Origin of the sequence: Methylocystis sp. JR02 (assembly GCF_030063565.1) — a bacterium.
GTDB lineage: Bacteria > Pseudomonadota > Alphaproteobacteria > Rhizobiales > Beijerinckiaceae > Methylocystis > Methylocystis iwaonis.
This window is the reverse complement of record NZ_JASIRC010000001.1, coordinates 161394-183245: the sequence shown is the minus strand read 5'-3', so window position 1 is coordinate 183245 and position 21852 is coordinate 161394. Positions and strand designations below refer to the sequence as shown.

14 protein-coding genes and 2 pseudogenes are annotated in these 21852 nt (G+C 65.2%); 6 read left to right on the top strand and 10 right to left on the bottom strand.

Annotated elements, in window-relative coordinates; translation table 11 throughout:
* Positions 1-16: 16 nt before the first annotated feature.
* Complete coding sequence (locus QNA11_RS00770; RefSeq protein ID WP_283481565.1) at positions 17-1297, bottom strand: dicarboxylate/amino acid:cation symporter; 1281 nt, start codon at positions 1295-1297, stop codon at positions 17-19.
* A gap of 142 nt (positions 1298-1439) precedes the next feature.
* Here QNA11_RS00770 and QNA11_RS00765 point away from each other — a divergent pair.
* Positions 1440-1732: pseudogene (locus QNA11_RS00765) on the top strand (IS1595 family transposase); the annotation flags it as partial.
* An 8-nt stretch (positions 1733-1740) separates the two neighbouring features.
* On the opposite strand, the gene QNA11_RS00760 reads toward QNA11_RS00765, so the two are convergent.
* The 3 genes and pseudogenes from QNA11_RS00760 to QNA11_RS00755 all read right to left on the bottom strand — a co-directional run bounded on the left by QNA11_RS00760 (position 1741) and on the right by QNA11_RS00755 (position 4121).
* Positions 1741-2238, bottom strand: coding sequence for a hypothetical protein (locus tag QNA11_RS00760; protein WP_283481564.1), 498 nt, complete (start codon positions 2236-2238; stop codon positions 1741-1743).
* Positions 2239-2268: 30 nt separating this feature from the next.
* Positions 2269-2430 (bottom strand): annotated as a pseudogene (locus QNA11_RS20700) (hypothetical protein); the annotation flags it as partial.
* Positions 2431-3050: 620 nt separating this feature from the next.
* Positions 3051-4121: a DUF2336 domain-containing protein gene (locus QNA11_RS00755; RefSeq protein ID WP_283481563.1), complete on the bottom strand. Its 1071-nt coding sequence runs from the start codon at positions 4119-4121 to the stop codon at positions 3051-3053.
* 203 nt (positions 4122-4324) lie between these two features.
* Here QNA11_RS00755 and QNA11_RS00750 point away from each other — a divergent pair, with 203 nt between their 5' ends.
* Both QNA11_RS00750 and QNA11_RS00745 read left to right on the top strand, forming a co-directional pair.
* Positions 4325-4468 carry a hypothetical protein gene (locus QNA11_RS00750; protein WP_283481562.1) on the top strand — a complete coding sequence of 48 codons (144 nt, stop codon included), beginning with the start codon at positions 4325-4327 and terminating at the stop codon, positions 4466-4468.
* Between the two features lie 270 nt (positions 4469-4738).
* On the top strand, positions 4739-6994 hold the full coding sequence (locus tag QNA11_RS00745) for a ComEC/Rec2 family competence protein (RefSeq protein ID WP_283481561.1): 2256 nt from the start codon (positions 4739-4741) through the stop codon (positions 6992-6994).
* A 144-nt stretch (positions 6995-7138) separates the two neighbouring features.
* Here the strand turns inward: QNA11_RS00745 and lexA are convergent, their stop codons facing one another.
* From lexA to QNA11_RS00730, 3 genes are all read right to left on the bottom strand, one after another.
* Positions 7139-7852 carry a transcriptional repressor LexA gene (gene lexA / locus QNA11_RS00740; protein ID WP_202073787.1) on the bottom strand — a complete coding sequence of 238 codons (714 nt, stop codon included), beginning with the start codon at positions 7850-7852 and terminating at the stop codon, positions 7139-7141.
* 373 nt (positions 7853-8225) lie between these two features.
* On the bottom strand, positions 8226-9395 hold the full coding sequence (locus tag QNA11_RS00735) for a L,D-transpeptidase family protein (RefSeq protein WP_283481560.1): 1170 nt from the start codon (positions 9393-9395) through the stop codon (positions 8226-8228).
* A gap of 261 nt (positions 9396-9656) precedes the next feature.
* Complete coding sequence (locus QNA11_RS00730) at positions 9657-10622, bottom strand: acetyl-CoA carboxylase carboxyltransferase subunit alpha (protein WP_283481559.1); 966 nt, start codon at positions 10620-10622, stop codon at positions 9657-9659.
* A gap of 181 nt (positions 10623-10803) precedes the next feature.
* On the opposite strand from QNA11_RS00730, the gene QNA11_RS00725 reads away from it, so the two are divergent.
* Positions 10804-11676: an alpha/beta fold hydrolase gene (locus QNA11_RS00725; protein WP_283481558.1), complete on the top strand. Its 873-nt coding sequence runs from the start codon at positions 10804-10806 to the stop codon at positions 11674-11676.
* A 175-nt stretch (positions 11677-11851) separates the two neighbouring features.
* On the top strand, positions 11852-13264 hold the full coding sequence (locus QNA11_RS00720; protein ID WP_283481557.1) for a hypothetical protein: 1413 nt from the start codon (positions 11852-11854) through the stop codon (positions 13262-13264).
* A gap of 90 nt (positions 13265-13354) precedes the next feature.
* Here the strand turns inward: QNA11_RS00720 and QNA11_RS00715 are convergent, their stop codons facing one another.
* Genes QNA11_RS00715 through QNA11_RS00705 form a run of 3 tightly spaced genes read right to left on the bottom strand, consistent with a single transcriptional unit; the run spans position 13355 to position 18895 of the window.
* Entirely contained in the window at positions 13355-14656 is a 1302-nt protein-coding gene (locus tag QNA11_RS00715) for a TolC family protein (RefSeq protein WP_283481556.1), read from the bottom strand.
* Positions 14653-17769, bottom strand: coding sequence for an efflux RND transporter permease subunit (locus QNA11_RS00710; RefSeq protein WP_283481555.1), 3117 nt, complete (start codon positions 17767-17769; stop codon positions 14653-14655). The genes QNA11_RS00715 and QNA11_RS00710 overlap by 4 nt, the downstream gene beginning before the upstream one ends.
* 4 nt (positions 17770-17773) lie before the next feature.
* Positions 17774-18895: an efflux RND transporter periplasmic adaptor subunit gene (locus QNA11_RS00705; protein ID WP_281931252.1), complete on the bottom strand. Its 1122-nt coding sequence runs from the start codon at positions 18893-18895 to the stop codon at positions 17774-17776.
* Between the two features lie 249 nt (positions 18896-19144).
* Between QNA11_RS00705 and pepN the strand changes: the two genes are divergently transcribed.
* A complete protein-coding gene (pepN, locus tag QNA11_RS00700; RefSeq protein ID WP_283481554.1) occupies positions 19145-21793 on the top strand; it encodes an aminopeptidase N in 2649 nt (882 codons plus the stop codon).
* The last annotated feature ends 59 nt before the right edge of the window (positions 21794-21852 follow it).

Below are 21852 nucleotides of genomic sequence, written 5' to 3'. Positions count from 1 at the left end.
CGGACCTCACGCTGCGTCATGGCCGTGACGCGTTCGTGTCCTGATTTAGAAGTTTTTCGCTCTCGCCGCCGCTGTGGCGTGTCTTGCCGTCCAAGAGGCAGCTCACCGTCACGTCGCCCATGACATTGATCGCGGTGCGGCAGCGGTCGAGGAGCCAATCCACTGTCAGCAGCATGGCGATGTAATCGGTCGGCAGCGCGACGGCCTTGAACACCATGGTCATGGTGACGAGCCCGGCCTCCGGAATGCCGGCGGCGCCGACGGAGGCGATGACCGAGGTCAGAACGACCGTGAACTGCTGGCCGAGCGTCAGATGCATGCCGAGCAATTGCGCCACGAAAAGCGCCGACATGGCCTCATAAAGCGCCGTGCCGTCATTATTGAAATTCGAGCCGACGAGCGCGCCCATGCTCGCCGATTGCTCGCGCAGCCCGACATTCTGCCGCAGGCATTCATATGTGACCGGCATGGTGGCGGTCGAGCTGCCGGTGGAAAAGGCCATCACCAGCGCGTCACGCACGCCGCGGAGGAGGTCGAGCGGCCGCACCCAGCTCTGAAGCCGCACCCGCGTCATGTAATAGCCGGCCTGCAGCGCGAGCCCGATAAGGACAGCGAGCACGAAGCCGCCGAGCGCCACGAAATCATGGAAACCTTTCACGCCGACGATGCTCGCGACAATGCCGAAGACGGCGAGCGGCACGAAGTCGATGATCCAGTGCAGGATCGCGACGAGGCTCGTGAGCGCGACATGCACGAGGTCTTCGACCGTGCGCACCTCATGATGCCTGACGCCGCGCAAGGCGACGCCGAAGGCCAGCGCGATGAAGATGACGCCCATGACCGCGCCGTCGTCGGAAAAGGGCCCGGCGATGCTCTTGGGCACGGCGTCGAAGAACTGCGCGAGCGGATCGACGGCGCCGGAGGCCTTGGCGGCGGGCGCCGGGGGCGGGCTGGCCGTCGTCCAGGCGCCGGGCTGTACGATATTGGCGACAAGCAGGCCGACGCCGATAGCGACGAGCGTATTGGTCAAAAGCAGGGAGACCAGCCGCCGGGCCTCGCCGCCGCCCAAATGGGCGCGCATGAGCGCCTGAACGATGGCGAGCAGAATGAGCGGCGGCGCCAGCGCGCCGAGCACACGCAAAACGAGCTTGGCGGGCATGGCGAGCGGCGCGGCGTCCGCGCCGAGCGCGACGCCCGCGAAGAGGCCGAGCGCGACGCCGGCGATGATGCGCAGATAAAGCGGAATGGCGCGCCAGCGCGCGAGGACGCCAGCGGGTTTGGCCTGGGCGGATCGCAAGGGACGGGTTTCCTAAAAAGGTTGCGCTCTGCCGAGTATGCCAGCTTTTTGCGGCTGATATGGGTTCCGCTTGATCGGTTCGGCTGTCATTCCCGACGCGCGCAGCGAGCGATCGGGAATCCAGAGCAAAACCAGTCAGGCGACGCGCCTTGAAGGCAAATCGCATCGCCCCGGCCTCTTTGTTTGCCGCTCCTGCCGCGAGCATTTCACCGTGACGGTTGGGACCGTCATGGAGTCAAGCCACGTCCCTCTGAACAAGTGGGCGCTCGGCTTTCACCTTATGGCGTCGAGCAAGAAGGGCATTTCGGCCCATCAGCTTATGCGCAATCTCGGCCTGGCTCCTACCGCACGGCTTGGTTTATGGCGCATCGCATTCGCGAAGCCATGGCAGATCGCGACCCTGAGCCGTTGGGCGGCGAAGGCAAGACCGTTGAAGTTTTTCATCATCCCGGCTCATAGGCCACTCCATCTCCGTCTTCTGATATTATGGTCCTGGCGCTTTCAAGAAGCGACAGAAATTCACTGGTATCTGAGAAGTAATTACGATAAGCGGACCGAATGTGCCCAGCTTCAGATGAATTGACCAAAACAACGTCATCATCTGGATTAGATTTTTCAATTTTAAAATAGAATTCCATCGCGTTTTCGAAACGAGGAACGTAAAATACTGTCAAAGACCCATCCGGCGCGAACTTAAGAACGACCCCTCCGTTAAAATGATCTATCTGCTCACGAGCCATATTGAGATGGCGAAGGCGATGCGAGATGCTCGTCGTTGCGTCGAGATAAGAGAATTTCTCTAAAAGCTCGCTATTCGTTTTTTCTGAACATACCCCAGCGATCCGGTCGAACGCCCTAGCGAAAATCTCGGACGAGAGCCTGAAGTATTCCATATAGGTGTCATCTGCGTTATTGAACTTTGTTCTCTGCCCTGTTGTCATTGTCACAACTTCATTAGCCGTAGCCCACGCGTGGGTATGTATCGTCCTATACTGGACCTCAATCATGGTGCCATTAAACTTCTTATGGTTAGCTGATTCAGAGTTATACGAATATATATCGTGAATGCCTCGATAACCGCTTTTCTTAGGAGTTTTCGTATAGTCATATTTATCTGTATCATTTTTTTTTATGGGCGTGCCTAGACGAAAGGAAGTCCTTCCTAAAAGCTCTCATCTCCGCGATTGAGTTAAAAATAAGCCTGATGCCGGCGACATCATCCATTCGCGCTAACTGCATACTAGGTTCGCGCGATAACTTATCTATGATCGTAACGCGTCGCTTGTGCCTCTGGGCTACAGTTATTGGGCGATCTTTCGTGCGCCTCCGAAGCATAGCCTGAAACGCATTCATTACGTGGAAGTGCGACGCACGCCATATGTCGAGCTTCCGCGCGTCCACGTCATCCAGAGTCTCGCCGCTTCGTAATTTTTCACCGATTCTATTTAGCTCTCCCTTTGTCCCCCAAGGGAAATCGCCCCTCCCAACATCAAAAGACGTCACTGTTCCCTCGTTCCGTTCAGATGCGCGAATCCATGAAAGGAGCGCATTCCGGACCGGATCGATAGGGATGTCAATCTCACTCATTTTGTACTCGTTATGCCAAGTGCATAATTGGAGTCGGGAATGACAAACGCCAATGCGAGCTGTTCAAACGGAAATGGTATGAGACGTGCGCAGCGGCATTTTGCGGTCTTTCAAGGCCACAACGTCTCCGGGGGGCGCCGCGCGCCCTTCCGCCCCACTCCCGACCTCACGCCGATTGATCGAATTTGCGCACCGTCTCCGCGCGCGGCAGGGCGCGTCGCCAAGCGGATGCAGCCGCCCCCTCGTCGCGCGCATTGAGGCGGCGCAGCGCGTCTCTTTCGCCTTTGGCCGCCCCCGTCATCGCGGCGACGAGCTGCATGGCGGCGCGCTGGGGCGTCGAGCGCACCAAAGCGACAAGCGCGCGCACGCGCTCCACATCGTGGGAAATCGCCGGATCGGCGCAGAGAAACAAACGGGTCGCGGCGTCGGGGTCCACGCCCAGCGCCGCCAGCGCCAAGGCCAGCGCCTCCCCCTGACTATCCGAAACTACGGCGCGGGCGCGCTCTTTCCGGCAGTCCAGAGCGTCGGCGAGGAGCGCCGCCATCGCATCCCGATCCCGGCGCAGCGCGGCGCTTTCGAGTCGCGAGACGAACCCCGACTCGGCCTGGCGCATCTCCATATGCCCGCTGGAGAGCGCGCGCCGGCAGGCGTTGAGGATGATCCCTGTGCGTTCGAGCCGCGTCGCCGCCAGAAAGAGCGCCTCGGGCTCGATGGCGCGATCGTCGCGATCGAGAAGGATGCGCGCCAGAGTAATGTCGTCGCGCGCCGCCAATACGAGCGCGCGCCGCGCCGCCGTATCGAGATGCGCGGACCAGTTGGCGGCAAGCGCGCGAAGCGTTTCCCTCTCGCCGCGCAGGGCCAGCGCGTCCACCATCTCGCGATCGAGATCGGTGCGCTGCGCCAGCGCGCGCACGAGCGCCGGCTCCCCCTGCCGCGCCGTTGCAAGCAGATGCTCGCGCGGCAGGCTCGGCGCGAAGGCCAAAGCCAGCTCCGCGCAAGCGCCGCCTTTCTCGAGCAGGCGGGCGAAGATCGTTCGCGGGGTTTCCGCATAAAAGCACAGCGGCCGCACGACGCGGGCGACCGACCCCGCGTCGAGAAGATCGATGAGGCCGAGCGCGAGCTGTTCGAATTGCTTTATGTCGCCGATCGGATGCGCGGGTCGTTCAACGAATTGATCGACAACCACCCGCAAAAGCGAGGCGTCGGCAATTCGCCCGCGACTCTTGTCTGACTGCATGACGCGTCCACTACTCAAACACTTACGCAGATTTTGCTTTTCAAATTAACGTCCCGACGTTGACGGAACATTAACCGTCGCGGCTCCCTAATCGCAGTAACGCTTGATTCACCTTTTCTGCAGCGGTTGCGGAGAGTGATATGGGGGACGTCGTCGAGTTCCGGAAGCGCGAAAAAAGGTCGCGCCAAAGCAGCGAGCCGCCTATGGGCGACGCGCAAATCCTGTTCTTCCTCGGCGTGCGCTATCTCCAAATGGAAGAGCCGCAGGGCATCGAAGGCGGCGCCTCTCCCACCCATGGCCGCGGCCCGAGCGGCGGCAAAAGACGCAAGGGCCGCGCGAGCGCGTGAGCGCAGTTTAGCCTGCCGATAAACTGGCGTTGGCGCCCCTCGCGCTTCGAGACGCCTGCTGCGCAGGCTCCTCAGCAGGAGGGGCTTCTGCATCTGCACCAAATATTTAGGCCTCTTCCTGAGGAGCGAGCAAAGCTCGTGTCTCGAAGGACGAGGCCGCCTCGGAGCTTTGCCGACAAACCGGCACGGTTCTTCCTATAACCAGGGCGTGGCGCGCCGGCAGAATCCGCATTAACCTTACCCTGAGGCATCCGAACCCAGGGCGTTGGCGTGAGCGAGGCGACGCGCGCGGCCGAGAGAGACGAGCGCGAGGGCGCCCTCGCCCTCCGGCTCGCGCCGCACGCGCGAAGGCTCGCGAGCGCCCTGCGCGACGCCTATGCGCAGGAAACCGAGCTGCGGCGCCCTTTCCTGTGGCGCGCCGTCGCGACCGGCGCGGGCGTCGTCCTTTATTTCGCCGCCGAGCGTGAGCCGTCTCTCTTTTTATGCATTGGCGCGCTGACGGGTTTTGCCGCGCTCGCCTTCGCCACGCGCCGCCATGCCCGCGCATATGCGCTCTTTCTCGCGCTCGCATTGGTGGCCGCGGGCTTTACCTCCGGCGCCTGGCGCGCCGCGCGAGTCGCCGCGCCGATCGTGCCGCGCGTGGGCGTTGGCGAGCTTACCGGCTTCGTCGAAGAAATCGACCCGCGCCGCGCCGGCGCGCGCTTCGTGCTGCAGGTCGCGAGCGCCGAAGGTCTGCCGGGCGGCGTGGCTCCCACCCGCGTGCGGCTCACCATGCGCGGCGAGCCAACTTTCGCCGCGGGCGATTTCATCGCCTTGAAGGCCCGGCTGATGCCGCCGGCCCGCGCGGCGCTGCCGGGCGGCTATGACTTTTCTCGCGACGCTTTTTTTGCGGGGCTCGGCGGCGTGGGCAATGCGCTGGGGCGGATCGAAACCATGCCGCCGCCCGATCCTGCGCCGCTGTCGCTGCGTTTTTTCGCCTCGGTCGATCGCATCCGCAACGCCTTGGCGCTGCGCGTCTACAAGACGATTGGCGGCGACGCGGGCGCCATCGCCGCCGCCATGGTGACCGGCAAGCGCGATTTTCTGTCCGAGAGCGCGAAGGATCTTATCCGCCGGGCCGGCATTTTCCACATCGTCACCATCTCCGGCATGCAGATGACGCTTGTCGCCGGCATTTTCTTCGTCGGCCTGCGGCGCTTGCTGGCCATGTCGCAGGCGCTCGCGCTCAACTATCCGATCAAGAAATGGGCGGCGGCGCTCGCGATGATCGGCGCTATTCTCTACGACATCGGCACGGGGTCGCGCGTCGGCACGGAACGCGCGCTGGTCATGACGCTGATCATGCTCGGGGCGGTGTTGTTCGACCGCCCCTCGCTCTCCATGCGCAATCTCGCGCTCGCCGCCTTCGCCGTCATGGCCGTCGAGCCCGAGGCGATCATGGGCGCGAGCTTCCAGCTTTCCTTCGCCGCCGTCGCGGCGCTCATCGCCATCTACGAATGGCGCGGCGACCAGCTCACCGAGAGAAGCGCGCGCACGCTCGGGGTTGGCCTGCGCAGCCGCCTCGCCGAGTGGCGAGAGACGATCGCCGAGCGCCTGTTGCACGGGCCGGGCGCGGCGCTTGTCGCAACGCTTTGCGCGACCTCCGCCACCGCCTCCTTCATGGCCTACGATTTCCACGAGTTGAGCCCTTATGTGCTCATCGGCAATCCGATGACGCTGATGGCGATCGAGTTCTTCGCCGTGCCCTGCGCTTTGATCGGCGCGGCGCTCTACCCCTTCGGCCTCGACGGTTTCATCTGGCGCTACCTCGAGATGGGGATCAATCTCGTGATCTGGCTCGCCGGCCTCATCGCCAACGTGCCTGGAGCGAGCCTGCATGTGAAGGCCTTCGCGCCCTGGTCGATGGTTTTTCTGGCGCTCGCCGTTCTATCGGCGGTTCTGTGGCGAACATGGCCGTGGCGGGCGACGGCGATCCCGCTCGCTTTAATCGGCCTCATGGGGGCGACGAACGCCGAGCGCTTCGACATCGCCATTCCCGCGACGGGTGAGGCGGCGGCTTTGCGCAGGCCGTCGGGCGAGCTCGCGCTGCTCGGCAAGAAACCCGGCGCCTTCGCCGCGGAACAATGGCTGCGCGCCGACGCGGACACGCGCGCCGTCGACGAGGCGAAAGCGGCGTCCTGCGACGACTATGGCTGTATCGGCAAGGCCGCCGATGGGAGGATCGTCGCACTGGCGACGTCCCGCGCGGCGCTTCTCGAAGACTGCGCCCGCGCCGCAATCATCGTCACGCCGCTGCGGGCGCCGGAAGGCTGCGAAGCGCCGATCGTGATCGACCGGCGCAAGCTGGCGGAAACCGGCGCGGTCTCGCTACGAATTCTGGAAGGCGGCGCGGTCGCGTGGACGACGGCGCGAGGCGTCGACGAAGACCGGCCCTGGTCGCCGAAACCCGCGCAGCAGATCCGACGCGCGGTGGCGCAGGAGGATGAAAGCGCTGAGGAAGCAGAGCTTGCAGAGCCGCTGGAGTAATCGCGTGAGAGGCGGGTTGGGAATCCATGCGAAAACCACCGACCGTCATTGCGAGCGAAGCGAAGCAATCCAGGGCCGCGATGGCTGCCCCTGGGTTGCTTCGTCGCTTCGCTCCTCGCAATGACGACGGGGTGACTGTGGATGTCAGTACTTCCGCAGCAGGCTCACCAGCTTGCCCTGGATGCGCACCTTGTCCGGCCCGAAAATGCGCGTCTCATAGGCAGGGTTCGCCGCCTCCAGCGCGATCGACGCGCCGCGCTTGCGTAGCCGCTTCAACGTCGCTTCCTCGTCCTCGATCAGCGCGACGACAATGTCGCCGGTGTCGGCATAGTCCTGTTTCTTGATGACGACCGTGTCGCCGTCCAGAATACCAGCCTCGATCATGGAGTCGCCGCGCACTTCCAGCGCGAAATGCTCGCCGCTCGATAGCATCTCGGGCGGCAGGCTGATGGTATGGCTGCGGCTTTGGATGGCTGAGATCGGCGTGCCGGCGGCGATGCGGCCCATCACGGGAATCGCGACCTGTTGATTCGCCTCGTCCTCCCCGCGCTCGTGCAGCGGCCGAACGCGGCCCAGATTGCCTTGAATGACCGACGGCGAGAACTTCCCGCCGCGCGCGGCCCCGCCGCCCCTGGGCGTCGCCGATTCGGGCAGCCGCAAAACCTCGAGCGCGCGCGCGCGATTGGGCAGGCGCCGGATGAAGCCGCGCTCCTCGAGAGCGAGAATAAGCCGGTGAATGCCGGACTTCGAGCGCAGATCGAGCGCGTCCTTCATCTCGTCGAAAGACGGCGGAACGCCGGTTTCCTTCAGCCGCTCGTGGATGAAACGCAGCAGATCGCTCTGTTTCTTTGTCAGCATAATCCGCCCCTCGCGACACGAACCGCCGCGCGCCTCGCCCTCAGGCCGCGAGCCTCAAAACAAATCATGAACGATTTATAGGCGTTCCCTGTGCGTTCCGCAACAACTATTGCCGAGGCCGGGTTAACAAAGGCTTTTCAAAAGGAAAGCCGCGCCCGAGCGGGTAGCGCTCAATTATTCGCAAAGCGGCGTCGACGCCCCTCGCGCTTCGAGACGCCTGCTGCACAGGCTCCTCAGCATGAGGGGCTTTTTGCATCTGCGCCAAACACTTAGGCCTCATCCTGAGGAGCGAGCGACGCTCGCGTCTCGAAGGACGAGGCCGCCTAGGAGGTTTACCGACAATCTGAGTCGCGCCGGGACGGGGGGCGGCGCCCTACTTCTTCGGGTTGAGCGCCTTCTTGATCGACGCCGTCGGCCCGTTTTCGTCAGCCAGCGCCGACATTTCGCGGTGAGGCTCCGGCGCAAGCGCGCGGACGACGGTCGAGGCTTCGTGGCTTTGCGCCGCAGCCTTGGCGGCGGCCATGGTCACCACCGGGGATTTCGTCGCGAGCTGCTGGGCGGATTTGTCGACGGCGCGCGCCGGCTTCTCTTCGAGCGCGATTTCCGTCGGCCCCGTCAGCGCCTCGGGCCGGCTGGCCTCTCCCGCCTTCGAGGCGAAGCTCGGATGCTGGCCGCCGTCCTCATAGACGACGCGCACCGGCTTCACGCTCTGGGAAAGCTCGGCGATCTTCTCGTCGTCCTTCGCGGCCTTGGCGGAGACGCTGGCGACGAGATCGGGGTCGCGCTTGAGAGGCGGACAGGCCGAGACCGGGTCCATGGCGCCGCCCGGCGTCGCATTGAAGACATAGCGGCGGCCGCAGAAAGCCACCTGCGGCTCCTGCTTCGTCACCTCGAAAACGTCGTTGCCTTCCTTGAGGTTTTTCCAGAAGCCGATATTCGCGTCCAGCCGGTGCTTGGCGAGGTTTTCCGCCGTCATGCGGAACGGATAGGACTGCATCTGGATCGCGCGCTGGCCGCCGTCGAAGCTCGAGCGGGCGATGGCGTAGATTTCGGCGATCTGCGCGTCGGTCATGGAGAAACAGCCGGCCGAAGAGCAGGCGCCATGCACCATGATCGTGCCGCCCGTATGGCCCAGGGCGCGGTCGAGCTGGTTCGGATAGCCGACGTTGAAAGAGAGATAATAGGACGAGTTCGGGTTCATCTGGGCCGGGGTGATCGAATAGAAGCCCTCCGGCACCTGACGGTCGCCTTCCTGCGTCTTGGGGCCGAGCTGCCCCGACCAGCGGCACATGGGGAAGGTCTTGAGGTGGATGTAATTACCGTCCGCACCCTGTTTCCAGATCTCGAGCTCCGCCTCTTTCTTATAGGCGCGGATCAGCATCGGCGCGTCTTTGGTGGTGCCGAGCTGCGCCATCTTGGCGAGCGTCTCCGGCGGCACGGGCGCGAGAGAGCGATGCGACAGACCGCTGTCCTGGCAGGCGGAAAGCGACAGGCCGGCGAAAGCGACGGCGACCGCGGCCGGCTTCAAGATCCGATGTTCCATGCGCTCAGCTCCCCTCAGCGCCCCGGCGCCCGCGCATTTTGTCGGCCGCGAGCCGACGGGCCCGCCAGATGAACGCGAGCCTGACGGCTCGCGGGTTCCAGATATGCAACCGCAGGATGTTTACGCTGCGTTGCGTAACTCGATTCTTACCGGGCGCAGGCTCTTTGCCGCCCGTCCGGCAAGCTAACGAGCAGAATGGGACGAGAAAGTGTCGAAACCCTTCGCCGGCCCAGGCAAACGCTGCAATTCGAGTTGTTTACCTTAACTCTTCGCTTCTATCTTGCGGCCCATGTTAAGGAATTTGTCCGCCCGCGCGGCGCGCAATTGCTCGCGCGAGAAATTGGCCAAACGCGACAGCTCCGACCAGATGGCCTCGCCCACGGCGGCGATGGCGGCGGCGGGATCGCGATGCGCGCCGCCGGCCGGCTCGGAGACGATCACGTCGATGATGCCGAACTTGAGCAGATCCTGCGCGGTGATCTTCATGCTGGTCGCAGCTTCCTGCGCCTTGCCGGAATCGCGCCACAGGATGGAGGCCGAGGCCTCGGGCGAAGCGACCGTATAGACGGCGTGCTCCAGCATCAAAACCTTATTGGCGGCGGCGATGGCGATGGCGCCGCCGGAGCCCCCTTCGCCCACGACGACGGCCACATTCGGCACGCCGAGCGACAGCGACACATCGGTCGAGCGCGCAATCGCCTCGGCCTGGCCGCGCTCCTCGGCGTCGATGCCCGGAAACGCGCCCGCCGTGTCGACCAGCGAAATCACCGGCAGACCGAAACGATCGGCAAGCTCCATGAGCCGCACGGCTTTGCGATAGCCCTCCGGCCGCGCCATGCCGAAATTATGCGCGAGCCGACTCGCCGTGTCGGAGCCCTTCTCCTGGCCGATCACGCAGACGGATTCGCCCTTGAAACGGCCGAAGCCGCCGACAATGGCCGAGTCCTCGCCAAACAGCCTGTCGCCCGCGAGCGGCGTGAAGTCGGTGACGAGCTGCTTGACGTAATCCGAGAAATGCGGCCGCTGCGGATGGCGGGCGACCTGAATCTTCTGCCAGGGCGTCAACACTGCATAAAGATCGCCAAGCGCCTTCGCCGCCTTGGCCTCGAGCTTGCTCAGCTCCTCCGCGATCGAGACGCCGTCGCCCTTGTCGGCCAGCGCCCGCAGCTCCTCCACTTTGGTTTCGAGTTCGGCGACGGGCTTTTCGAAGTCGAGATAGGAGCGCATGAGCGGTTGGATTTCCTGCCGGTTATGGGTGGCGCCCGGCGGCCTCTCGGGCGCGCGCAAACTCGCTGCATCGGCGCGGGAAGTCAAGAAAGGTCGGCGTTGCGACGTTCTTCCTGCAATAGCAGCGTTTGGCGCAATCCGCCCGGCGCGGTAAAAGTCTGCGAGACATTGGAGCAATTGCGTGAGCTCGACCTTCGCCCCCGGAAGCTATTTCATCACCGCCCGCGATGGCCTGCGCCTGCATTATCGCGACTACCCCTGCCTGGCCGCGACGCGCCTGCCGCTGGTGTGCCTGCCGGGGCTCGCGCGCACGGCGGATGATTTTTGCCTCGTGGCCGAAGCGGCGCAGCAATCGGGCCGGCGCGTGCTGGCGCTGGATTATCGCGGACGCGGGCGCTCCGAGTGGGACAAGGACTGGCGCCATTACGATCCGGATGTGGAAGAAGACGACATCTTTGCCGTTCTCGCCGACGCCAGCGTCGCCAAGGCTGTCTTCTTCGGCACCTCGCGCGGCGGGCTTCACACGATGCGCCTCGCGCGCGCCCGGCCGGGATTGATAAGCGCCGCAATCTTGAACGACATCGGCCCCGTGATCGAAAAGAAGGGCTTACTGCTGATCAAGGGCTATGTCGGCAAAATGCCGCCGCTCCAGAAAATGAGCGACGCCGCCGCGCTGATGCGCCTGACCGCAAGCGTGGCCTTCCCCGCGATCACGCCCGAGCAGTGGGAAATCTTCGCGCGCCAGACCTTCGAAGAAAGGGACGGCAAGATCGCGCTGCGCTACGATCCCGAACTTGCGCATACGCTCGACGACATCACGCCGGAATGCGAGGTCGAGGATTTGTGGGAAGCCTTCGCGGCTCTCGCCCAGCACCCCATACTCGCGCTGCGCGGCGAGACCTCGAACATCCTCTCCATCGAAACCTTCGCTGAAATGGCGCGACGCGCGCCGAGGCTCGAACGTCATACCGTCCCCGGCCAAGGCCACGCGCCGCTGCTGCTCGACCAGCCGACGATCGAGCGCGTGATGCAATTTTTGAATAAGCAGGACTGATACGCGCGCGCGTCGCGCGGGATGTGAAACATCGGTTGCGCGGCGTTGGCCCTTGCCTGTCGCGGCGCAATCGCATTAGCTTGCAACCGCGGCGTTTCAAGAAAAACCTTATGCGGGGCGAGAGATGGCTTCCAATTATTTTCGTAACGGCTTTCGTGCGCGCTTAGCGTACTCAGTGTTCGCTCTGGCGACGGCAGCCTCGACATCCACTCATGCCGCCAAGGTGCGCCACGCACAAGCGGCGATAACGGCTCCAACCGCATCGGCAGGCGCGCCGCTGTCGGCGGATGACGTCTCCTGGCTCTTCCCGCCGCCCAAAAACGCCGCGGACCTCGCCGACACGATCGCGATCGCCGATCTTACCGCGCCAGACCCGAAGGACGCTTCGAAACGCGAAGCCCTATGGCCCGCAGCCGCCTTTGCGCAATTCCTCGCCAACGCCGAAGGCCCTGCGACGCAGATCGGAAGCCATCATGTGCAATTGCCCAAGGAGGCGCATGACATCAAGGCATGGCGTGTCGCTGGTTTGCGCATCGACCCCGGCGCGCCCGGGCTCACGCACGGCGTCACCGAGCAATTCGGACAATCTCCGCAAGTGCGCTTCATCCTGCAGCCGGTGACGACGCAAGCCAATGGCGCCGTGCAGGTTCACGACGTCGCCGCGCATCTTGTCTACACTTTCGCCGCCGGGTTCGACGCGCCCGCCGAACAAGGCTGCCAGGCGCGCGTCAAGCCGGACATGGACGCGTTCAAGAAAGTCGCGCGCGACTTCGCCGGTCTGCGCGACGATCTCGCGAACGGCCGCTTCGGCGCCGTGAAAATCTCGACGCAAGGCAAGCTGCTCGGCGTGCATCCGGGCCTCGCCGATCGCCGCTCGGCCAAGCCGCTGCGCGACGCGCTTGTGAATGTTCTCGAGCGCCATCTCACGGGCGGAAAGCTCAGCGCCATGGCGGTGATGGGGCTCGCCGATAATGGGCCCGAGCCCTGGATTTTCCTGGCCATGGCGCCTGTCGGGCCGGGCGTCGTTCCCTCATTGCCCAATGGCGGCTTCATTCCGGTGCGCGGACCGGCGCTCGACGGCAAGCAATTCGCCGAGGGCCTTGCGGTGTTGGAGACGCCGCATCAGGTCATCCCGACGCCGGCGCCCAATAATCTCAATCCCATCACCTGCAAGAACGCGGCGCTGCCGGCGGGCGAGGCGGCGCTGCCGGTGGCGCAACGCAAGGGGCTTGCGACCGCCGAACTCTTCGACCTCGGCGACGCTAAAATCTCCAACCCCGCCACCATCAAGAAAATTCAGGAAACCGTCGATCTCATCGCCGATCCGGCCCGCAGCCATTTCTTCAACACCGACTGCGTGAGTTGCCACACCGATACGCGCCGCGCGATGGATCTCTTGAAAAACGCCAGGATTCCCGGCGTCGATCCGGCGGCGCTGCCCCAGGAAAAATGGAACGTGCGCAATCTCGGCTGGTTCCCGTCCTTCCTGCGCCCCGGCAAGCTCGAGGCGACGGCGACGCGGCGCGCGGCGTCGGAAACGGCGGAGGTTGTCGATTTCATCAACGCCAATGGATTGGCGAAGCCGTAGAGAACCGTCATTGCGAGGAGACGAAGCGACGAAGCAATCCAGGGCGGCCACCGCGGCTCTGGACTGCTTCGCTTCGCTCGCAATGCCCCATCACGGCGCGTAACCCTGCGCCTGATTTACTCGCGATACCGCCGCGCCCACATTCACCGAGGCGCTGGCCTGCGCGCGCTGCGCATCCAACTGCAATTGCCGCACGCGGTAGAGATCGAAGGCGCTGATCTCGCCGAGCGCGAAGGATTTGCGCGAGAGCTCGAACTGCTCATTGGCGACCGAGAGGCGCTTGTTGGCGAGGCCCGCGGCCTTCTGCGCGGCGGCGAGATTGGCGCGCGCCGCCTTTATGTCGGCGAGAACGACGCGCTCGGCCTTCTCATATTCCGCCCGCGCCCGCGTCATTTCGGCGAGCGCCTCGGCCTGGCGCGGCGCCTGCCGGCCTTCGGTCGGGAGCGGTATGCGAATGCGCACGCCGACGGTCGTTGCATCCGTGCGCTGATCCGTCACCGACTGCGACGGGTCGGTCGAATATTGCCGATTATGCTCCTGACGGCCGAAAACGCCGACATCCGGATTGTCGATCGGCGTCGCCTCGACGAGCTGCAATTGGGTCTCGGCGCGGCGCAGCGCGGCGAGCGGCGCGCGTAGCGCCGGATGATCCTCGATGTCGCCCGCGGGCTTGATCGATTCAAGGGCGCCATCCGGCGTCGCGCCGCCGGTAAGCGCCGCATAGTTTACGCGCGCGACTTTTTCGGCGCCTTCCGCCTGCGCGAGTTCTGTCTCGGCGGCGAGCAATTCATTCTTCGCCAGCAGCGCGTCGGCCTGCGCCGCTTCGCCGAGCTCCACGCGCCGGGTCATGTCGGAGCCGATCTCGCGCGCCGTTGCGACGCGGTTGCGCGCCACGGTCGTCTCTCGCGCCGTGCGCTGCGCCGTCCACCAGGCGTCGCGCAAAAGCCCCGCGACGTCGAGCCGGCGCAGGCCGATCTTTTCCTCGATCTCGATGACGCCGCTCGAGACGGTCGCCTCCAGCGCGTCGCGCTGGCCGGGCAGCCAGAGCGGCAGGCCCGCCTCGATCTCCGTCTCATTGTAGTTACGCAGATTGCCGGCGACGGCGTTGCGCTGCGTTCCGCCGATATAAGGCGAGCCGGGCGAGATCGAGCGCGTCGTGGCGTAGCGCGCCGAGACCGCGCCGAATTGCGCCGCCAGCGCCCTGCTCTGCGCGTCGATCGCCACCGCCATGTCGAGATGGCGCACCAGCGCATGGCCGAGCGGCTTCTTGCTCTTCTTTTGGCTGGCGCCGTCGATGTTTCTCGCCGTCACTTCGCCGCGCGGCTGCGGCGCGGCGAAGGCGGGGCCCGCAAGCCCGAGTATCAAAGCGGCGAGAAGCGGCGCGCCGGTCATAGCGAAGCCGTTCTCTGCACGGCGATGCTGTTGCGCTTCTTGCGCAAGCGCCAGCTCATGGCCCGATCGTAGAGGATCGGCAGCAGCACGAGCGTCAGCGTGGTCGCCGTGATGAGGCCGCCGATAACGACGATCGCCAGCGGGCGCTGGATCTCGGCGCCCGGCCCCGTCGCGAAGAGGAAGGGGATGAGGCCGAAAGCGGCGATCGTCGCCGTGAGAGTCACCGGACGCATGCGGCGGCGCGCGCCCTCGACCACGGCGTCGCGCGTCGTCCCCACGCCCTCGGCCATCAGCTTGTTGATGTAGGAGATGAGCACAACGCCGTTCAGCACCGCAATGCCGATGAGCGCGATGAAGCCGACCGAGGCCGGCACGGAGAGAAACTCTCCGGAGAGCCAGAGCGCGAGAATGCCGCCGATCGCCGCAAAAGGCACGTTGCAAAAGACGAGCGTCGCCTGCAGCGCGGAATTGAAGGTGAAGTAGAGCAGCAGGAAGATCAAAGCGAGCGCGATGGGCACGACGATCGCAAGGCGCGCCGACGCGCGCTGCTGGTTCTCGAACTGGCCGCCCCATTGATAGGCGTAGCCCCTTGGCGTCGTCACATGATGCGCCACGGCGGCTTTGGCGTCGTCGACGAAGCCGACGAGATCGCGGCCCTCGACATTGGCGAGCACCGTCGCAAAGCGTCGGCCTTCCTCGCGAATGACCTGAATGGGGCCGTTCTCGATCTTTACGTCGGCAAGCTGAGACAGCTCGACGACCTTCCCGTCGTTCGACACCATCGGCAGGCGCGCGAAATCGACGGAGGAGCGCCGCGAGGTTTCGGAGCCGCGCACGACCAGCGGCGTGCGAATGGGCCCTTCGAGCACGATGCCGACCTGTTGCCCGTCGACCCAGACGCGCAAGGCGTCCTGAATATCACTGGCGTCAAGGCCGAAACGCCCCGCCGCCAGCCTGTCGACGCGCGCCGTTAGATAACGCATCCCGTCGTTCTGCAGCGCGAACACGTCGCGCGCGCCGGGGATCGTCTTCAACTGCGCCGCGACGTCGCGCGCGAGGCGGTTCAATTCGTTGATGTCGTCGCCGAAGATCTTCACCACCACATCGCCGCGCGCGCCGATGATCATCTCCTGCACGCGCATGTCGATGGGTTGCGAGAAAGCGTAGGAAATGCCCGGGATGCCGTCGAGCACGGCTCTGATCTCGTCCAGGAGCCAGTCCATGCCGCGCCCGCGCCATTCCTTCTGCGGCGCAAGGGTGAGGAAATTGTCGGTCTCGTTGAGGCCGACCGGATCGATGCCGAGCTCATCGGCGCCGGCGCGCGCCATCATGCCTTTCACCTCCGGCACTTTCGTCATGATCTCGCGCTGAATCCGCCGGTCGGTTTCCGCCGCGACGGCGACGCTGATCGTCGGATGTTTGCGGATGGTAATGACAGGCGTGCCCTCGTTCATCACCGGCATGAAGGTCTGGCCGATTCTCGACCCCGCCACGCCGGCGATCGCAAGCCCGCCCAGAGCGATGGCCGCGACGACGAGCGGCCGCGCCAGCGCGCGCTGCAAAAGCGGCTCGTAGATCGCGGCGATTTTGCGGACGAGCCACGGCTCCCCGCCGTGGCCGGGCCGCAGCAGGGTGGCGCTGAGCGCTGGAACGACGGTGAGAGAAAGCAGCAAGGCCGAGCCCAGGGCAAAGGCGATGGTGAGCGCGACCGGCGCAAAAAGCCGTCCCTCCAGCCCTTCGAGCGACAGCAGCGGCAGGAACACCGTGACGATGATGACGACGCCAGAGACAAGCGGCGGCGCCACTTCGCGCGTCGCCTCGAAAGTCATGAACACGCGGTCAGCGAAGCTTGCGTCATGCGCGTCCGCGAGCCGATGCTCGACATTCTCGACGACGACGACGGCGCAGTCGACGAGAAGGCCGATGGCGATCGCGAGACCGCCGAGCGACATGATATTGGCCGAGAGCCCCCACCATCTCATGACGCCGAAGGTGGCGAGCGCCGCAAGCGGCAGGATCACCGAAACCACGAGCGCCGCGCGGAGATTGCCGAGAAACAGAACCAGCAGGATCACCACCAGCACAATGGCCTCGATCAGCACCTTCTGAACGGTCCAGACGGCTTTGCCGATCAGCTCGCTGCGATCGTAGAAAATCTCGATCGTCACGCCCTTGGGCAGCGTCGGCGCAAGCTCGGCGAGCCGCGTCTTCACCCCGGAAACGACCGTGCGCGCGTCGGCGCCGCGCAGGCCCAGAACCAGCCCCCAGACCGCCTCTTCCTGGCCGTTGCGGCTGACGACGCCGTTGCGCGGCAGGGCGCCGTTGCGCACTTCCGCCACGTCGCCGACGCGAACGACGCCGGTGGGGCGCGCCGCGATCACGACCGAGCGAATATCCTCCAGCGAGCGCAGCCTTCCCTCGGCGCGCACCAGCAGCGCTTCCTCGCCGTCCTGCACGCGGCCGGCGCCGTCGTTTCTATTGTTGTCCTTGAGCGCCGATTCCAGCATCTCGACCGTGACGCCGCGCGCCGCCATGGCCGAGGGCGACGGCGCCACCTCGAAGGTGCGCACATAGCCGCCGAGGACATTGAGATCGGCGACGCCGGGCAGGCCGCGTATCGCCGGGCGGATGGTGAAGTCGAAGAGGCTTCTCTGCTCCTTCGGCGTGAGATCGCCGCCGACGATGGTGAACATCACCATCTCGCCGAGCGGCGTGACGATGGGCGCCAGCCCTCCGGATGCGCCCGCCGGCAATTGATCCTGGACTTGCGAGAGGCGCTCGTTGACCTGCGCGCGCGCCCAGTAAATATCCGTCCCCTCCGCGAATTCGAAGGTGATCAGCGCGATCGAATAGCGCGTCGTCGAGCGCATATGCGTCAGCGAGGGAATGCCCTTGGCGGCGATTTCGATCGGCGCGGTGACGCGCGCCTCCAGCTCTTCGGGCGTCAGGCCCGGGGCGCGCATGGCGACGAGAACCTGCACGGGCGCGACGTCGGGAAAAGCGTCGATCGGGAGCTTCAGATAGCTCACAGCGCCCCAGGCGGCGACAAAGAGCGCGCAGAGGAAGGTAATCAGCCGCTGACGCAGCGAGAAGTGGATCAACTGCTCTAGCATGTCGTCATGGGCTCTCGGTCTTCGCGAGTTCGGCGAGGAGAGTCAGAAGACCATGCACGGCCACGCGCTGGCCGACCGCGAGCTCTCCCTGCACCGAGGCGAACTGCGGCGTCTCGGAGACGAGCGTCACCGGTACGGCGCGGAAGCCCTGAGGGGAACGCACGAAGACCCAGCTATGGTTGAGATAGCTCGCCACGGCGTCGGCGGACACGCGCCACTGTGAGGCGTCGGCGCCTTTCACGTGCAGGATCGCCTGCAGCGCCTGCCCCGGCCGCAAGGAGCTTTTCCCGGGGTGGAACTCCGCCACCGCCGTCACCGATTGCGTGGCCTGGTCGACGGTGTGACCGACGCGAATGAGGCGGCCCGCGAGATCGATCGACGGCAGAAGCACGCGATCGACGCTCCCGAGCGCCGCGACGCGGCCGAGCGGCGCCTGCAGATTGACCCAGATGGGGTCGAGGCGCGCAATGGTGACGAGCGGCGCCGAGGCCTGCACGCGTTCGCCCGTCGTGCCGTGCCGCTGCAGGATGGTTCCGCTGATCGGCGCGCGCACCAGAAGCGCGCTCGCGAGCTTGCGGTCCTTGCGCAATTGCGCGACATCGGCCTCGCTCATGCCGGAAAGGGTGAGGATCTGGCCCCGCTCCTCCAATGTCGCGCGCGCCTGAACGGCTTCGGCGCGGGTGATGATGAGCCGCCGCTCGGCGATGATGCGCTCCTTGAAGAGCTGCTCGTCCCGGCGCAACTTCTCGGTGGCGAGATCGGCGTCGGAGACGGCGTGCAGAAAGGCCCGCTGCGCCTCGACCAGCTCCGAGGAGCGCAGCGTCGCAATCGGATCGCCCTCCTTCACATCCTCGTCGGGCGCGACGAGCAGGGTCTCGACAAGGCCCGCGGCCGGCGCGGCGACCACGCGGAGCTGCTGCGGCGGCACGGTCACAACGCCCGGCACGACGATCTCCCCGGCCCCGGTTTCCGCTTCGACCGGCTGCGTCTCGACGCCGGCGGCGCGTATCTGCTCCTCGCTGAGCGGCACGAGAATCTCCTGAGGCGCCGCGGCTGGCGGCGCGCCGAAAGCGTCCGGCGCGCCGCCAGCCGCGAGAACGAGAGTCAGGAAAAGCTTTCGCCACATGGGGAGAGACGCACCGGCTTAGAGCGAAAACGGCGCCAAGCGAGCGAAGGCGTCGGTCGGCGGATCGGAGGAAGCTCCGGGCGACTTTGCCCGCCAATGGCCGCCGGCTCAAGGCCTACCAAATCTTTGCCGTGCGTTTCCAATTAAAAATTCGTCACCCTGCCGCCCGGGCGCGGGCGCGGCCGGTCGCAAATCTTGCATAGCCGCCTATATTCGTCCGAAGCTCCGATTCCCTGCCTAGAGGTTTTCATGCGCCACCCCTCCAATGTCGCCGTCCGCCTTGCAGACTATCGCCCCGCCGACTTCCTCATCGACACTGTGGCGCTCGATATTTCCCTTCACCGGACGCAGACCAAGGTGGTGGCGCGGCTCGCGCTGCGCCGCAATCCCAAGGGCGCGGCCGGCGCGCCGCTCGTCCTCGACGGCGACGAGCTGACGCTGGTCGGCGTCAAGCTCGACGGGCGCCCGCTCGGCGCGTCGGATTATACGGCGACGCCCGACCAGCTCACCCTCACGGCGGTTCCCGAGGCGCCCTTCACGCTCGAGATCGAGACGCGGGTGGACCCGACCGCCAATACCCAGCTCTCGGGCCTCTATCGCTCGGGCTCGGCCTATTGCACGCAATGCGAAGCCGAAGGCTTCCGCCGCATCACTTATTTCCTCGACCGTCCCGACGTGCTCAGCGTCTACGCGACGCGCATCGAGGCGGATAAGGGCGAGGCGCCGATCCTGCTTTCCAACGGCAATCCCGGCGAGACGGGAGAACTTCCCGGCGGCCGCCATTACGCCGTCTGGCATGACCCCTTCCCCAAGCCGTCTTATCTCTTCGCGCTCGTCGGCGGCGATCTCGGCGTGGTGCGCGATCATTTCAAGACCATGTCCGGCCGCGAGGTGGCGCTCGCCATTCACGTCGAGCATGGCAAGGAAGCGCGCGCCGAATACGCCATGGATGCGCTGAAGCGCTCGATGCGTTGGGACGAGGAGAAGTTCGGCCGCGAATATGATCTCGACGTCTTCAACATCGTCGCCGTCTCCGATTTCAATATGGGCGCGATGGAGAACAAGGGCCTCAATATCTTCAACGACAAATATGTGCTCGCCTCGCCCGAGACGGCGACCGACGTCGATTACGCGGGCATCGAGGCGGTGATCGCACACGAGTATTTCCACAACTGGACCGGCAACCGCATCACCTGCCGCGACTGGTTCCAGCTCTGCCTCAAGGAAGGGCTGACCGTTTTCCGCGATCAGGAATTTTCCGCCGACATGCGCTCGCGCGCGGTCGAGCGCATCGGCGACGTGCGCGGCCTGCGGCTGGCGCAATTCCCGGAAGACGCCGGTCCGCTGGCGCATCCGGTGCGGCCGGAGGTCTATCACGAGATCAACAACTTCTACACGGCGACCGTCTATGAGAAAGGCGCCGAGATCGTCCGCATGCTGCGCACGCTGATCGGCGACGATTGCTTCCGCCGCGGCATGGATATTTACTTCGAACGCTTCGACGGCACGGCGGCGACGGTCGAGGATTTCCTGTCCTGCTTCGCCGAGGCTTCCGGTCGCGACCTCTCGCATTTCGCGCTCTGGTACAGCCAGGCCGGCACGCCCGTGCTCTCGACAGAAGGCTCTTACGACCAGAACGCGAAGACCTTTGCTTTGACGCTGCGTCAGGAGATCGCGCCGACGCCGGGCCAGCAGGAGAAAAAGCCGGCCGTCATTCCCGTCGCCCTCGCGCTCTTCGGCCAGAACGGCGAAAAGCTCGACCTCGAAAGCGCGGATGCGCGTCCCGACGAATTGGCGCGCGGCCTCTTCGAACTCTCGGACTCAACCAGAACCGTCACCTTCAAGAACATTCCCTCGCAGCCGGTCGTCTCGGCGCTGCGGGGCTTCTCCGCGCCCGTGCGGCTCGAGCCGGCGCCCGCGAGCGCCGATCTCGAAAAGCTGCTCGCCTGCGACGACGATCCCTTCAACCGTTGGCAGGCGGCGCAGAGCCTGGCGCTGCGGGCGATCTTCGCACGCGTCGACGCCGCGCGCGCCGGCGCGCCGCTGCCCTCGGCGCCGGGCTATGTCGCGGCGCTGCGCACGATCCTGAGCGGCGCCGACGCCGATCCCGCCTTCGCCGCCCAAGCGCTGTCGCTCCCCTCGGAAACCGATCTCGCGCGCGAAGCGGGCTCGAACGTCGACCCCGACGAACTCTTCGCCGCGCGCTTCGGACTGCGCGAGGAGATTGGGCGCGCGCTGGCCTCTGAGGCGGAAGCGATCTATGCGCGCCTCTCTGAGGCCGGCCCCTATAGCCCCGACGCCGCCAGCGCCGGCCGCCGCTCGCTGAAAACCGTCGCGCTCGATCTCGTCGCCGCCGGCGACCCGGCGAAAGGCTCCGCGCTGGCGGAGAGTCAATTCGCCGCAGCCGGCAATATGACCGACCGTCTCGCCGCGCTCGCGCTCCTTGCGCTTCTCGGCGGCGACGCGCGCGAAAAAGCTTTCGCGGCCTTTTACGCGCAGTTCGAGGGCGACGCGCTCGTCATCGACAAATGGTTCGCGCTGCAGGCGACGATCCCCGAACCCGCAACGACGCAGCGCGTCATCGACCTCATGTCGCATCCCGACTTCTCGCTGAGCAATCCCAATCGCGTGCGCTCGCTGATCGGCGTGTTCGCCAACGCCAATCTCACCCGCTTCCATGCGCTCGACGGCTCCGGCTACGATCTTCTCACGAAGATCATTCTGGAGCTCGATCCCAAGAACCCGCAGGTCGCCGCGCGGCTTCTGTCGTCGCTGCGCTCCTGGCGAACGATGGAGCCGCGGCGGCGCGCTTTGATCGAGGCGCGTTTGCGCCGGATCGTTGCGCAGGAAGGTCTTTCCGCAGACACGAAAGACATTGCGACGCGCGCGCTCGCTTGAAACTTACCAAAGGCGTTAACCGCTCATTAAGCATCTGGACAATTTGCGCCCAAAGGATT

What these genes read in the sequence shown, in the direction of transcription:
- QNA11_RS00710 (WP_283481555.1), bottom strand. Translation starts at nt 17,769, where the DNA reads ATGCTAGAGCAGTTGATCCACTTCTCGCTGCGTCAGCGGCTGATTACC.
- QNA11_RS00755 (WP_283481563.1), bottom strand. Translation starts at nt 4,121, where the DNA reads ATGCAGTCAGACAAGAGTCGCGGGCGAATTGCCGACGCCTCGCTTTTG.
- QNA11_RS00730 (WP_283481559.1), bottom strand. Translation starts at nt 10,622, where the DNA reads ATGCGCTCCTATCTCGACTTCGAAAAGCCCGTCGCCGAACTCGAAACC.
- QNA11_RS00760 (WP_283481564.1), bottom strand. Translation starts at nt 2,238, where the DNA reads ATGACAACAGGGCAGAGAACAAAGTTCAATAACGCAGATGACACCTAT.
- QNA11_RS00750 (WP_283481562.1), top strand. Translation starts at nt 4,325, where the DNA reads ATGGGCGACGCGCAAATCCTGTTCTTCCTCGGCGTGCGCTATCTCCAA.
- QNA11_RS00715 (WP_283481556.1), bottom strand. Translation starts at nt 14,656, where the DNA reads ATGACCGGCGCGCCGCTTCTCGCCGCTTTGATACTCGGGCTTGCGGGC.
- QNA11_RS00705 (WP_281931252.1), bottom strand. Translation starts at nt 18,895, where the DNA reads ATGTGGCGAAAGCTTTTCCTGACTCTCGTTCTCGCGGCTGGCGGCGCG.
- pepN (WP_283481554.1), top strand. Translation starts at nt 19,145, where the DNA reads ATGCGCCACCCCTCCAATGTCGCCGTCCGCCTTGCAGACTATCGCCCC.
- lexA (WP_202073787.1), bottom strand. Translation starts at nt 7,852, where the DNA reads ATGCTGACAAAGAAACAGAGCGATCTGCTGCGTTTCATCCACGAGCGG.
- QNA11_RS00735 (WP_283481560.1), bottom strand. Translation starts at nt 9,395, where the DNA reads ATGGAACATCGGATCTTGAAGCCGGCCGCGGTCGCCGTCGCTTTCGCC.